This is a genomic window from Sulfitobacter alexandrii (genome assembly GCF_001886735.1).
Lineage (GTDB): Bacteria > Pseudomonadota > Alphaproteobacteria > Rhodobacterales > Rhodobacteraceae > Sulfitobacter > Sulfitobacter alexandrii.
Map to the genome: position 1 here is coordinate 2,348,554 of NZ_CP018076.1, position 13,721 is coordinate 2,362,274.

The 13,721-nt window shown below is 65.7% G+C and carries 10 protein-coding genes; 6 read left to right on the top strand and 4 right to left on the bottom strand.

Going from position 1 to position 13,721, the window contains the following annotated elements; translation table 11 throughout:
• Positions 1-2 precede the first annotated feature (2 nt).
• The gene (gene yajC / locus BOO69_RS11565; RefSeq protein WP_071972304.1) at positions 3-281 is read right to left on the bottom strand and encodes a preprotein translocase subunit YajC; all 279 of its coding nucleotides are present in this window, start codon (positions 279-281) and stop codon (positions 3-5) included.
• A 168-nt stretch (positions 282-449) separates the two neighbouring features.
• Here yajC and BOO69_RS23045 point away from each other — a divergent pair, with 168 nt between their 5' ends.
• From BOO69_RS23045 to BOO69_RS11580, 3 genes are all read left to right on the top strand, one after another.
• Positions 450-1,922 carry a pentapeptide repeat-containing protein gene (locus BOO69_RS23045; RefSeq protein ID WP_156874916.1) on the top strand — a complete coding sequence of 491 codons (1,473 nt, stop codon included), beginning with the start codon at positions 450-452 and terminating at the stop codon, positions 1,920-1,922.
• A 19-nt stretch (positions 1,923-1,941) separates the two neighbouring features.
• Positions 1,942-3,234: a serine--tRNA ligase gene (gene serS / locus BOO69_RS11575; protein WP_071972306.1), complete on the top strand. Its 1,293-nt coding sequence runs from the start codon at positions 1,942-1,944 to the stop codon at positions 3,232-3,234.
• 76 nt (positions 3,235-3,310) lie between these two features.
• Positions 3,311-4,027 carry a tryptophan-rich sensory protein gene (locus BOO69_RS11580; protein ID WP_071972307.1) on the top strand — a complete coding sequence of 239 codons (717 nt, stop codon included), beginning with the start codon at positions 3,311-3,313 and terminating at the stop codon, positions 4,025-4,027.
• A gap of 33 nt (positions 4,028-4,060) precedes the next feature.
• On the opposite strand, the gene der is transcribed toward BOO69_RS11580, so the two are convergent.
• The 3 genes from der to BOO69_RS11595 all read right to left on the bottom strand — a co-directional run bounded on the left by der (position 4,061) and on the right by BOO69_RS11595 (position 7,693).
• Positions 4,061-5,524, bottom strand: coding sequence for a ribosome biogenesis GTPase Der (gene der / locus BOO69_RS11585; RefSeq protein WP_071972308.1), 1,464 nt, complete (start codon positions 5,522-5,524; stop codon positions 4,061-4,063).
• Positions 5,525-5,741: 217 nt separating this feature from the next.
• Positions 5,742-6,935: a PQQ-binding-like beta-propeller repeat protein gene (locus tag BOO69_RS11590; protein ID WP_418361291.1), complete on the bottom strand. Its 1,194-nt coding sequence runs from the start codon at positions 6,933-6,935 to the stop codon at positions 5,742-5,744.
• A gap of 50 nt (positions 6,936-6,985) precedes the next feature.
• Positions 6,986-7,693, bottom strand: coding sequence for a tetratricopeptide repeat protein (locus BOO69_RS11595; RefSeq protein WP_071972309.1), 708 nt, complete (start codon positions 7,691-7,693; stop codon positions 6,986-6,988).
• Between the two features lie 219 nt (positions 7,694-7,912).
• Between BOO69_RS11595 and BOO69_RS11600 the strand changes: the two genes are divergently transcribed.
• The 3 genes from BOO69_RS11600 to BOO69_RS11610 all read left to right on the top strand — a co-directional run bounded on the left by BOO69_RS11600 (position 7,913) and on the right by BOO69_RS11610 (position 13,616).
• Positions 7,913-9,169, top strand: coding sequence for an efflux RND transporter periplasmic adaptor subunit (locus BOO69_RS11600; protein ID WP_071972310.1), 1,257 nt, complete (start codon positions 7,913-7,915; stop codon positions 9,167-9,169).
• A complete protein-coding gene (locus BOO69_RS11605; RefSeq protein WP_071972311.1) occupies positions 9,166-13,053 on the top strand; it encodes an efflux RND transporter permease subunit in 3,888 nt (1,295 codons plus the stop codon). The genes BOO69_RS11600 and BOO69_RS11605 overlap by 4 nt, the downstream gene beginning before the upstream one ends.
• 110 nt (positions 13,054-13,163) lie before the next feature.
• Complete coding sequence (locus tag BOO69_RS11610) at positions 13,164-13,616, top strand: DUF302 domain-containing protein (protein ID WP_071972312.1); 453 nt, start codon at positions 13,164-13,166, stop codon at positions 13,614-13,616.
• The last annotated feature ends 105 nt before the right edge of the window (positions 13,617-13,721 follow it).

Consider the following 13,721-nt stretch of genomic DNA (forward strand, 5'->3'; position numbering starts at 1 on the left):
AATTACTTCGCCGGTTCGGTTTTGGACACCACGGTGGCGATGGTGGACTGGACCACGCGGACCTTGACGCCGTCCGCGATTTCCACCTCGATCTCGCCGTCTTCCTTGACCTTGACGACCTTGCCGATCAGCCCGCCCTGCGTCACCACCTGGTCGCCGCGCCGCAGGCCCGCGACCATCGCCTGATGTTCCTTGGCCTTTTTCTGCTGCGGACGGATCAGCAGGAAATACATGATCGCGAAGATCAGGATCAGCGGCACGAATTGCTCAAAACCTTGCATGGAGATGGTCCTTCTGGGTGGGGCCGGCCGACCCCAAAGGCGCGACCGCGAATTTGGCCGGAACCTAAGCGCGGCACAGCATATGTGCAAGGCGGAAAGGGCAATGAATGGGTGGACAGATGGGCGCAGGGCGGGTGATCCTGCGTGAGGTTGTTAGGGAACGCGCTCTTGGACAGGAAAGAAATCAGCGTGCGGGCGTGGTTCGGCCTCGCCGATAAGTTCGACTGGCACAAGGCCCGCGCAATCGGGCCGCTGATAACGGTCGCGGGAACCCTGATCGTCGGCGGGCTTTTCTGCCTCGCGATTGCGGCTGCGTTCAAGCTGCTGGGCATGGCTGTCTTTGGCGAAGTGCCGCAGGACGGTTTCGCGAAATTCGGTCTGACCGGGATCATCGTGGCGATGATCGGCGCGCCATTTGTGGTCTGGCGGTCGGTGGTGGCACAGAAACAGGTCGATGTAGCTGAACAAGGGCTAATCACCGATCGCTTAAACAAAGCCATTGAAGGTCTGGGAACAGAAAAAACGCTCAATAAGCTGGGAAGAGATATTAGCTATCAAGTTAGTGGTAAGCTGTTCCGGAAATTCGAGTTTCAAGGCGATAACTTCGAGGTGCCCGAGCATGCGCAAGACTTGCAACCTACAGCTTGGACAAATTACCCCGTAAATGTAGTCAACCTAGAAGTCAGGTTGGGCGCAATTTATGCAATGGAGCGGATCGCTCAAGATAGCCTGCGAGACCATGTGCAAATCATGGAAATTCTCTGTGCATATGTACGCGAGAACGCACCAGTTAGAATGGCGAGACGAAGCCCTCATGAGGTTTTCGACGAACTGACTGAGGACACTTCAGACGGTCAGGGGTTAAGCGCGGAAGCCGCGTTTCAGCACTCAAAATACAAGGACGCCGACACTCTTGGAATTAAACCGACCGAGTTCGATCAAGAAAATTTGGAACGTTGGGCGAGACAGCTTCCAAAACCAAGGTTGGATATACAAGCGGTTCTCATTGTCATCGGGCGGAGGAACGCTGCTCAAGCAGATCTGGAAAGTCAACAGGGATACAAAATCGACCTTCGCGATAGCAATCTACAATTCTGCCAGTTAATTGGAAAGTTTGACGACGCCGATTTTACACAGAGCCGTATGGATGGAGCGGAGCTTCAAGGATCGTTTAGAGACTGCGAATTTGTCAGGTCATCATTGCAGGCTACAAGAGCTGCGGCCATAGACTTGTCATTCTCTGACCTAAGTGCCGCTAACCTTTCAGCCGCATTCTTCGGAGCGAGTGACCTTTCTTGGTGCAGGCTATGGTCGTCGAAAATGCGATGGACCAATTTTAACGGGGCAAATTTAACAGCTACCGATTGGTACCGTGCCTCCCCCTACCATGTATACTTCCACCAAGATGCAGATGCTACTCACGCGAGATTTCAGAATACAGACGTAACTGAACTCAAAGGGATTGCCGAAGGCCCATCCAAGCAACTATGGGGAGGTCGGCCGACCAAGATCGACCAAGAGCTTCAAGATCGCTTTACGAAGTTGTCCACATCGTTAGAACCAGAGCTTGAATTCAGAAGAGAGTGGTTGTCTTCACTCAAAGAACTCGGTCTAAAGCCACCAACCTTTTGGGAAGTATAGCAAGCTAAGGACGCATCCCATGCACGACATCCGCGCCATCCGCGAGAACCCCGACGCCCTTGACGCCGCGCTGGCCCGGCGCGGCGAGGCGCCCATGTCCGCGGCGGTGCTGGAGCTGGACCAGGCCCGCCGCGCGCGCATCTCGGCCGCAGAGACGGCGCAGGCGGAGCAGAACAAGGCGTCGAAGGAAGTCGGCGCCGCCAAGGCCAAGGGCGACGAGGCCGAATTCGAGCGCCTGCGCGCTCTGGTGGGCGAGAAGAAGGCCGAGGTGGCCGCCATGCAGGCCGAGGCCAAGGAACTGGACGCGCAGCTGACCGACATGCTGGCGCGCATCCCGAACACGCCCGCCGATGACGTTCCCGACGGCGCGGACGAGGCCGACAACGTCGAGGTGAACCGCTGGGGCGAGATACCCGCGTTCGATTTCACCCCGAAGGAACATTTCGAGATCGACGGCGTCGCGGCGGCGATGGATTTCGACACGGCGGCCAAGATTTCCGGCAGCCGTTTCGTGCTGCTGTCGGGGGCGGTGGCGCGCATCCACCGGGCGCTGGCGCAGTTCATGATCAACACCCACGTGGACGAGAACGGGCTGACCGAGGTGAACCCGCCGGTGCTGGTCAAGGACGACGCGATGTACGGCACCGACAAGCTGCCGAAGTTCGGGGAGGACAGCTATCGCACCGAGGACGGCATGTGGCTGGTGCCGACCTCCGAGGTGCCGCTGACCTACATCGTGGCCGACCACGTGGTCGAGGAAAGCTACCTGCCGCGCCGCTACACCGCGCATACCCTGTGCTTCCGCTCCGAGGCGGGCAGCGCGGGGCGCGACACGGCCGGCATGCTGCGCCAGCACCAGTTCGAGAAGGTCGAGATGGTGAGCATCACCCACCCCGATGAAAGCGATGCGGAACAGAAGCGCATGCTGCGCTGCGCGGAAGGCATACTGGAGGCGCTGGGGATCCCCTATCGCACCGTCATCCTGTGCACCGGCGACATGGGGTTCGGCGCGCGGCGCACCTATGATATCGAGGCATGGGTGCCGGGGCAGAACACCTACCGCGAGATTTCCTCGGTTTCGACCACCGGCGATTTCCAGGCGCGGCGCATGAACGCGCGGTTCAAGCCCAAGGACGGCGGGAAGCCGCAGTTCCTGCACACGCTGAACGGATCGGGCCTTGCCGTGGGGCGCTGCCTGATCGCGGTGCTGGAGAACGGCCAGCGGGCGGACGGCTCCGTCCAGCTTCCCGAAGCGCTGGCGCCCTATCTGGGCGGCAAGACGCTGCTTGGGGCGGACGGCACCCTGCGCTGAGCCGGCGCTGGGGCCCGTTGCCTTGGGGCGGCGGGCCGCTATCTGTGGGGAACGATCCCGAACGGAAGGCCCCTTGATGACCCCTGCCCTGCGCCCTGCCATTGCCGTCCTGTGTTTCCTGCTGGCCGTCGCCTTTGCCGTCTCTCCGTTTCTCGTCGACGGCTTCGCGGGGTTCGATCCCGACCAGTTTCCGATCCCGCAGGAAGATCCCCCGGTCCAGCCGGCGGGCTATGCCTTTGCCATCTGGAGCGTGATCTACGTCTGGCTGATCCTCGGCCTCGGCTGGGGGATGCTGCGCGCCCCGCGCGATGGGCAGTGGCATGACATGCGTCTGCCGCTGTGCCTGTCTCTCGCGGTGGGCAGCTTCTGGCTGGCCGTCGCGGTGGCCAGCCCGGTCTGGGCGACGGTGCTGATCTGGGTGATGCTGCTGAGCGCGCTGGCCGCGCTGTTCATGGCCCCCGTCGCGGACACGCCCTGGGCCGCGCTGCCGGTAGGGCTGTACGCCGGGTGGCTTTCGGCGGCGTCCTGCGTCTCGCTGGGGTTGCTGGCGGGAGGCTACGGCTGGCTCGATACCCAGGTGGCGGCGCTGGTATTCGTGGCGCTGGCCATATTCCTCGCCTGTTTCGTGCAGGCGTCGTTGCGCCGTGCGCCGACCTACGGGATCGCGGTGATCTGGGCGCTGATCGCGGTGGCGGTGGCGGACTGGGGCACGGCGCCCTCGGTCGCCTACCTCGCGATCGGCGGGATCGTGATCCTGTCGGTGCCCACGATCCGCGCCGCGCGGCGGCCCTGACCGACGCCGGTCCTGCTGCCCGGCAGCTCCGGTTCAGTCCTTGCGGCGGCCCTCGGTATGCTTGCGCAGTTTCGATGGTCCGGCCTTCTTGCGCCCCTTGTAGGGGTTCGCGTCGTTCTGGCCGCGCATCCAGAGGCGGATGGGCGTACCCGGCATGTCGAAGTCGATCCGCAGCCCGTTGACCAGATAGCGGTTGTAGCTGTCCGGCACCTTGTCCGGGTGGCTGCACATCACGACGAAGCCGGGCGGCCGCGTCTTGGCCTGCGTCATGTAGCGCAGCTTGATCCGCTTGCCCTGCGGCGCGGGGGGCGGATGCGCCTCCATCATGCCCGACAGCCAGCGGTTGAGCTGCGCGGTCGTCACTCGGCGGTTCCAGACCTCGTAGGCGCGCATGATGGCGTCGTGCAGGCGGTCGAGACCCCGGCCCGTCTTGGCGCTGACGGTAATCAGAGGCGCCCCGCGCAGCTGGGGCAGCAGACGCTCGAACGCCTCCTTCAGCGCCTTGAGCTTGGCCTGCCGGTCTTCCTCGATGTCCCATTTGTTCACGGCGACGACCACCGCCCGGCCCTCGCGCTCGGCCAGGTCGGCAATGCGCAGGTCCTGCTGTTCAAAGGGGATCTCGGCGTCCAGCAGCACCACGACGACCTCGGCGAACTTGACCGCGCGCAGCCCGTCGGAGACGCTGAGTTTCTCCAGCTTTTCCTGTACCTTGGCCTTCTTGCGCATCCCGGCGGTATCGAAGATGCGCATCGGCACGCCGTTCCAGTCGGTGCGCAGAGAGATCGCGTCGCGGGTGATCCCGGCCTCGGGGCCGGTCAGCAGCCGGTCCTCGCCGAGGATCTGGTTGATCAGCGTCGACTTGCCCGCGTTGGGCCGCCCCACCACCGCGACCTGAAGCGGCTTGGCCTCGGTCGGCTGGGGCACGGTGTCGGTGATCTCGTCGTCGTCCTCGGGCAGTTCCACATCCGTTTCCGGGGCGTCCTCCGTGGCCCGCTCCGCGTAGGAATCGGCCAGCGGCATCAGCGCGGAATAGAGATCGTTCAGCCCTTCGCCGTGTTCGGCGGACAGGCGGATCGGCTCGCCCAGACCCAGCGAATAGGCTTCGATCACACCGGCATCCGCCGCTTTGCCTTCCGCCTTGTTGGCCGCAAGGATCACGTGCCCGGCCCGCTTGCGCAGGATGTCGGCGAAGACGAGGTCGGAAGGCGTGACGCCGACGCGGGCGTCGATCATGAAGAGGCAGATGTCGGCCATGTCGACGGCGCGCTCGGTCAGCCGGCGCATCCGGCCCTGCAGGCTGTCGTCGGTGACTTCCTCGAGCCCCGCGGTGTCGATCACGGTAAACCGCAGGTCGGCAAGCCGCGCCGCACCCTCGCGCAGGTCGCGGGTCACGCCGGGCTGGTCATCCACCAGCGCAAGGCGTTTGCCCACCAGACGGTTGAACAAAGTGGACTTGCCCACATTGGGTCGGCCCACGATGGCAAGGGTAAAGGACATGGCTCACAACGCTCCGCCGGGGCCGGTGCGGCCCCTGAACTTCGCGCTTTAGACCATTAGCGGTAGGCGTGCAATTGCCCCTTGGTCGACACGACATAGAGCGTGCCACCGGCGACCACGGGAGCGGTTGTCGCCCCGCCGGGAATTTCGACCGTCCCGACGAGGCGGCCATCGGTCGGATCGAAGTTGCGCAGCAGGCCGTCGTTGGAGGCGATGATTACCCGCCCCCCGCGACGACGGGGCCATGGTGGGCCACGACCTCGGACTGGCGCAGCGGCTTTTCCTTGACGAAGTTGGGCAAGGGGATGCCCCAGACCCGGCGGCCATCGGCGGCGTCGAGCCGTACGAGTTCGTTGAGGTCGGTGATCGCGAATACCGAATCCCCGATGGGCCAGACCGGCCCGATGGCGCCGTCCCGCGCGGTCCACCTGCGCTGGCCGCTTTCGGCGTCGAGCGCGGCAAGACGCCCGGAGTGATTGCCGACGTAGACCGTGCCGCCCGACACCACGGGGGCCGATGTCACGTCTGAGACGGAGGACAGCGCCCGGCCCGGCCGTTTGCCGACGACGGAGGCGTTCCAGCGCGGCAGGCCGCCCCGGCGGAACACGCCCTGAACCTCGCCCGTACCGTAGGCGAAGATGACGAACTGGTCGGTGACGGCGGGGGCCGGGGCGCCCAGCACGTTGTTCACGCTGCTGCTGCCGCCCACCTGCCATTCGATGCGGCCGTTGCTCTTGTCGAGCGCCCAGCCGGTGTCGTCCCCCGACGTGACATAGACAAGGTCACCGTAGATCGTGGGCGTGCCGGAGCCGGAAGCCTCGAGCTTTTGCGACCAGCGTTCGCCGCCGGTGGTCACGTCGAGCGCCGCCAGCACGCCGTAGCCGACGGAGACATAAAGCGTGTCGCCGTCCACGGCGAGACCGCCGCCGGTGCCCTGCCCCGAGCGGTCGTTGACGGGCGTGAGGTCGCGGGTCCAGAGCGTCTGGCCCGAGGTGGAGGTCGCGGTCACATGCGCGTCGGCGTCGAGCGTGAAGACACGCCCGCCCGCGACGACGGGGTCGGCGGTGATCCGCTGCTTGCGGCTGTCGCCCGCGCCGATGTCCACCGACCACACGGGCTGCAGCGTGCCGCGCAGCGCGGGATGCGTCGTGCGGTACTGCGCCGTACCGATGCTGTGGGTCCACGAGGCGTTGTTCGTCGCAGCGCCGAGCGCGATCGGACGGCTGGTGTTGACGGTGTCTTCCTCGCCGTCGAGGGGGGCGGCGAGTTCGGGATCCTGCAGGATGGACCGGACCGGCTCACGCTTGCCCGGCAGATAGATTTCCTCTTCGGCGCAGGCGGTCAGCAGCAGCAGCGCCGTCACGGCACCGCCCAGCATCAGGGCCGTGCCGCGGTTTCGATCTTGGATCATGGTTCTGCCCATCTTCGTGCCCTCGCCTCAAACCGGTTTGCCGGTTCTGATCAGTTTCCGACCTGCTGCCCGCCGACCGCGCCATCCGCCGCGACCGCGTCGACATCCAGCTCGGGTTCTCCACCCAGCGCCACAATCACCTGTAGGGCGCGCTGTTGCAAGTCCGAGGTGATTTCGGCGTCCTGCAAAATCGACTGGTAGCGCGCGATAGCGGCGTCCGGCTGATCCTGTTCGATGTCCAGCAGCGCAAGCTGTTCGCTGGCCAGCAGGCGCAGCGGGTTGCCCGGCTGTGCCATCGCCTCGAACGCCTGGCGGCGGTCCTCCACCGACATGTCGGTGTCCGGCAGGGTCAGCGCCTTGAAGTTCGCGAGCTGGCGGTAGATCTGGGGCACCTCGCCATCGGTCGCGACCGTCTCAAGCGTGTCGGCGGCGGCGGCGGTCTCGCCGGCCTCGACCTGTTCGGCGGCCGTCAGCAGGCGCAGCACCGCACCAGCGTCCGGTGACTGGGGCGACACGGCGGAAAGCTGTTCGGCGCGTTGGGCCGCGTCATCGGTGGACAGGGCCGCCAGCATGGCATCGCCCAGTGCCTCGGCCTCCGCCCGCGCCTGGGCCTTGCGGTACTCGTTCCAGGCCGCCCCCGCCACGACCAGCACGATGGCCAGGGCCGCGATCCAGCCATAGCGGCGCAACAAGTGGTACAGCCGGTCGCGGCGCACCTCTTCGTTGACTTCGTCGATAAAGCTGTCTGTGTCGCTCATGCGGCTGCCTCTGATCCCGGGTTTTTCACCTCTTAACGCGCACAAGGGACCAAGCCAAGGGCTAGCGGACTGCCTCAAAAGCGGCATTTCGGGCAATTACCACCAGAAAACCGGCAAAAATGACATAACTAAACTAGTCAGTTCACTTTGAAAGTATTAAATAGCGCAAAACGCGGTTGGCCGGTCTCCGGCCTTCCGCTCCAAGCAAGAGGCCGCGTGATGCGTTTTTTCTCCATCCTTGCTGCAGTCGCCGTGACTGCGATCCTTGCCCTGTCCATTCTCGCCCGTCCCCAGCTCATGGCGCTGGTAGGCATGGATGAACCCCCTGCCCCGGCCGCCTCTGCCGCATCGGAAGAGACCGAAACGCCCGCCGACTCGGCGGCACCCGCGCAGGAAATCCGCCGGGTGAAGGTCAGCGTCAGGCGATTCGATGCCCAGCAGGTGGACAGCGCGGTCGTGTTGCGCGGCCAGACCGAAGCGATCCGGCAGGTCGACGTGCGGGCCGAGACCTCCGCCGTGGTCGCCTCGGCCCCGTTGCGCAAGGGGGCCAAGGTGTCGGAAGGCGATCCTTTGTGCGAACTTGATCCCGGCACGCGGGGCGCGGCCCTGCAGGAGGCGCGTGCCCGCCTGAGCGAGGCGGAAAGCCGCGTTCCCGAGGCCGAGGCGCGGGTCGAACAGGCCCGTGCGCAGCTGGAGGAGGCCCAGATCAACCAGAACGCCGCCTCGCGGCTGAGCGAGGACGGCTTTGCGTCGCAGACGCGCGTGGCCTCGTCGGACGCGGCGGTGGCCACGGCGCGGGCGGCGGTCACATCCGCCACCGCGGGCCTCAGCGCCGCGCAATCCGGCATCGAGGCGGCAACCGCCGCCGTCGCCAGCGCCGAGAAGGAGATCGAGCGCCTGACCATCCTCGCCCCCTTCGAGGGCCTGCTGGAGAGCGACACGGCCGAACTGGGAAGCCTGCTGCAACCCGGCGGGCTGTGCGCGACCATCATCCAGCTCGATCCGATCAAGCTGGTGGGCTTCGTGCCTGAAACCGAAGTGAACCGCGTGAGCCTCGGCGCCCGGGCCGGGGCACGGCTGGCCGCGGGCGGCAACCAGGTGACGGGCGAAGTGATCTTCCTGTCGCGTTCCGCCGATCCGCAGACCCGGACCTTCCGGGTCGAGATCGAGGTGCCGAACCCCGATCTGGAGATCCGCGATGGCCAGACCGCCGAGATCGCCATCGCGTCGGCCGGCGTGCAGGCGCACCTGATCCCGCAAAGCGCGATGACCCTGAACGACGAAGGCGCCCTCGGCGTGCGGACGGTGGACGCGGACGACGTGGTGTCCTTTGTCCCGGTGAGCATCATGCGCGATGCCGCAAACGGCGTCTGGGTGACCGGCCTGCCTGAGACCGCCAACGTGATCGTGGTGGGTCAGGAATACGTGACCGAAGGCGTCACGGTCGATCCGACCTACGAGGAGGTCACCCAATGAGCGGCATCGTCGACTGGGCCGCCGGGCGGGCCAGGATGGTCCTGGCCTTCATCCTGCTGAGCCTTGTTGTCGGCGGCTATGCCTATTCGACCCTGCCCAAGGAAGGCGAGCCCGACATCGAGGTGCCGGCGCTTTTCGTATCGGTGCAGTTCCCCGGCATCTCGGCGGCGGACAGCGAGACGCTGCTGGTCAAGCCGATGGAAACCGAGCTGGCGGATCTCGACGGGTTGAAGACCATGACCGGCACCGCCGCCGAGAACTATGCCGGCGTGGCGCTGGAGTTTGAATTCGGCTGGGACAAGACCAAGATCATGGCCGATGTCCGGGATGCCATGGGCACGGCGCAGGCGGATTTCCCGGAAGGGGCGGAAACCTACACCATCAACGAGATCAACTTCTCGGAATTTCCCATCATCATCGTCAACCTGACCGGGCCGGTGCCAGAACGCACCATGGCCCGCGTGGCCCGCGATCTGCAGGAGGATCTCGAAGGGCTGGACGCGGTGCTGGAAGCCGGGCTGGCGGGCGACCGGGACGAGATGCTCGAAGTGCTGATCGACCCGCTCCGGCTGGAAGCCTACAACGTGACCGCGGGCGAGCTGATCAACGTCGTGCAGAACAACAACCAGCTGATCGCGGCGGGCGAGATCGAGACCGATCAGGGCACCTTCTCGGTCAAGATCCCGTCGTCGTTCGACGATCCGTCCGACATCTACAGCCTGCCGGTCAAGACCAACGGGGACCGGGTCGTCACGCTGGGCGACCTGGCACAGATCAACCTGACCTTCGAGGATCGCAAGGGCACGGCGCGGTTCAACGGGGAAAAGACGCTTGCGCTGCAGGTGGTCAAGCGCAAGGGCTACAACCTGATCGACACCGCCGCGCAGGTCAAGGAGATCGTCGCGCAACGCGCCGCCGACTGGCCGGACGAACTGCGCGCGGCTGTCACGGTGGGGACATCGAACGACCAGAGCCGGATCGTGGACAGCATGGTCCAGCAGCTTCTGGGCAGCGTGTTCACCGCCGTGGCGCTGGTGATGATCGTGGTTCTGGCCGCGCTCGGGATCCGCGCGGCCCTGCTGGTGGGTTTCGCCATCCCCACGTCCTTTCTGCTGTGCTTTGCGTTCCTCGCACTGATGGGGATCTCGATCTCGAACATCGTGATGTTCGGGCTGATCCTGGCGGTGGGGATGCTCGTGGACGGCGCCATCGTGGTGGTCGAATACGCCGACAAGCGCCAGCAGGAGGGCGAGGGCCCGATGCGCGCCTACGTGGAAGCCGCCAAGCGCATGTTCTGGCCGGTGATCTCCTCGACCGCGACAACGCTCTGCGCGTTCCTGCCGATGCTGTTCTGGCCCGGCATCGCGGGGGAGTTCATGGGCATGCTGCCGGTAACGCTCATCTTCGTGCTGTCGGCGTCGCTGCTGGTGGCGCTGATCTACCTGCCCGTGATGGGCGGCGTGACCGGGCGGCTCGAAGTCTGGATGGCCCGCCGGATGCGGGCGGTGGCCGGCCTGCCGTTGCTGCTGCACCTTCTTCTGTTCGTCGGCGCTGCGATCCTCTTCGTGCCCGCGGCGCTGCTGCTGGGGCCTCCGGAACCGGGCCAGCCCGGCCTGCTGTTCCAGTGGATGACGTCCGCGTTCGAGGCCATGGATTCCCTTTCCATCCTTTCGGTTGTCATCACCTTCGCGACGGTCTTTGCGCTGGTGGTGGTGGCGGCGGCGGTCGGCGCGCTGGCCCTGGGCGGCTTTCTGCTGGCGCTCATCAGCCTTTTCGCGCTGATGACGCGGCTGGGCCGTGCGGGCCGCTGGCTGGCCACGCGCATGTTCCGCCGCGAACCCGATCGGATCCACGCCGGCTATCGCCGCAACGGCTTTGGCTACCTGATGGCGTTCATCGCCGGCAACCCGCTGATGCCGCTGGTGATGGCGGGGGCCGTGTTTGTCTTCGTGGGCACGGTGCTGATCTACTTCACCAACAATTCCAAGGGTGTGGAATTCTTCGTGGAGTCCGAACCGGAACAGGCCATCGTGTATGTCCTCGCGCGCGGCAACCTGTCGCTGGAGGAAAAGGATGCGCTGCTGGAACGGGCCGAAAAGGTCGTGCTGGAGAATCCCGGCGTGCAGACCGCCTTTGCCTTTGCTGGGGAAGGCGGGCTCGACAGCAACACCGGCGGCGCGCAGGCGCCCAAGGACAGCATCGGGCAGATCCAGCTTGAAACCATCCCGTGGGAGGACCGCCCCGAGACGGTGGAGCCCTGGTTCACCATTCCGTTTCTGGGGGCGACCGTCACCCGCCACACCCAGGATCCCGCCTATGACGGCGATGTCATCATCGACGATCTGACCGAGCGGCTGCAACAGATCCCCGGGATCCAGACCGAGATCCTTGCGCAGTCGCGCGGCCCCGCGTCGGGCAAACCGGTGCACCTGCGGCTCAAGTCCGACAGCTACACCGATCTTGTCGCCGCTACCGAATCCGTGCGGGCCCAGTACGAGCGGACCCCCGGCCTGACCCTGATCGAGGACACGCGCCCCCTGCCCGGCATCGACTGGCGGATCGATGTCGACGTGGAAAAGGCCGGACGCTACGGCGCCGACGTGGTCACCGTGGGCGCGATGGTGCAACTGGTCACGCGTGGCCTGCTGCTGGACACCATGCGGGTGGACAGTTCCGACGAGGAGATCGAGATCCGCGTGCGCCTGCCCGAGCAGGACCGCGTTCTGTCCACGCTCGATACGCTCAAGGTCCGCACGACCGACGGGCTGGTGCCGCTGTCCAACTTTATCACCCGGACCCCGGTGCCGAAACTGGCCGAGATCAACAGGATCGACCAGAAACGCTATCTCGACGTGAAGGCGGACGTGGCCCCCGGCCTGATGAAGATCGTCGAGGGCGACACCACAAGCGGAACCACCATGGCGACCCTAGAGGCTGCCCCGGCGGGCACCGCGCCGGAGGTGACGGCACTGGACGGTACAGGATACGTCGTGATCGACCGGACCGAGGCGGCCGCGGGCAAGGACCTGCAGGCGAACCTGGCCAGCGGCGACTTCCGGCTCGTGCCGATCAACGCCAACGAACGGATCGCCGAGATCACCAAGTGGCTCGACACCGACCCCCTGCCCGACAGCATCAGCACGGAATGGACCGGCGACCAGGAAGAGCAGGCCGAAAGCGAGGCCTTCCTTTCCTCGGCCTTCACCGCGGCGCTCGGGCTGATGTTCATCATCCTGCTGGCGCAGTTCAACAGCTTCTACAACTCGGTGCTGGTGCTGCTCGCGGTGGTGCTGTCCACCACGGGCGTGCTGATCGGGATGCTGGTGATGGACCAGACCTTCAGCATCATCATGACCGGGACGGGCATCGTGGCGCTGGCGGGGATCGTGGTGAACAACAACATCATCCTGATCGACACCTACCAAGAATTCGAACGCTACATGCCCCGGATCGAGGCGATCATCCGCACCGCGCAGGCGCGCATCCGTCCGGTGCTGCTGACAACGATCACCACGATGGCGGGGCTTGCACCGATGATGTTCGGCCTCAGTCTCGACTTCGCGGCGGGCGGCTATACCATCGACAGCCCTACCGCGCTGTGGTGGAAACAGCTGGCGACGGCGGTGGTCTTCGGGCTGGGGATCGCGACGGTCCTGACGCTTCTGGTGACGCCGTCGATGCTGGCGATCCGGGTCTGGGCCACGACCTACGTCCGCTGGTTCGCCCGGCTTCTGGCGCGGATGTCGCTGGGACGGGCCAGCCGCGCCGCGCAGGACTGGGCGCTCGCCCGGGATGCCCGCCGCACCAAGTTGCAGGAAATCATCTGGGACGACGTGAGCGCGCCGATCGCGGTGGTGCCCCCGCGCCTGTCGGCGGCGGAGTAGAGCGGCCCGAAGCGCCGTCCCGGCGGAAATCGGCAAGGGCGCGCATCGGACCCTCGCTTCGGGGCGTGGCCGGGCTATCCTCTGGTCAGGCCCACAGACAGGAGACCGCCATGATCCGTTCCTTCCTTGCCGCCCCGATCGCGCTGGCCGTGCTTGCGCTGCCCGCCGCTGCCCAGATGATCGACACGCTCAGCCCCCACGCGGTGCACGTGACGATGGACCGGCTGGAGGCAGCGGTGCAGGAGGCAGGGGCCACAGTCTTTGCCCGCGTCGATCATGCCGCCGGCGCGGCAGACGCGGACATGGAACTGCGCCCCACCGAACTGCTGATCTTCGGCAACCCGGCGCTGGGAACCCCGGCGATGCAGGATGGCCAGACGGCCGGCCTCGACCTTCCGATGCGGGTGCTTGCCTTTGCGGATTCCGAAGGGGTGGTGCATGTCACCTACCACGATCCCGCCGCGCTGGCGCTGGCACATGGCCTGCCCGAGGATGCCGCGTACCTGCAGAAGATGACCGACGCGCTGGCGCAGCTGACCGGCAAGGCCACCGCCGAGGAGTAGTTACGACCGGCCTCCGCCGGTTCCCGCGGCGCGGGCCGCTTCGGACAGGTCGTGCCACCACGCGGCGTAGCTGGAATTCTTCGGGTGCTTGCCGCCTTCGTCGGG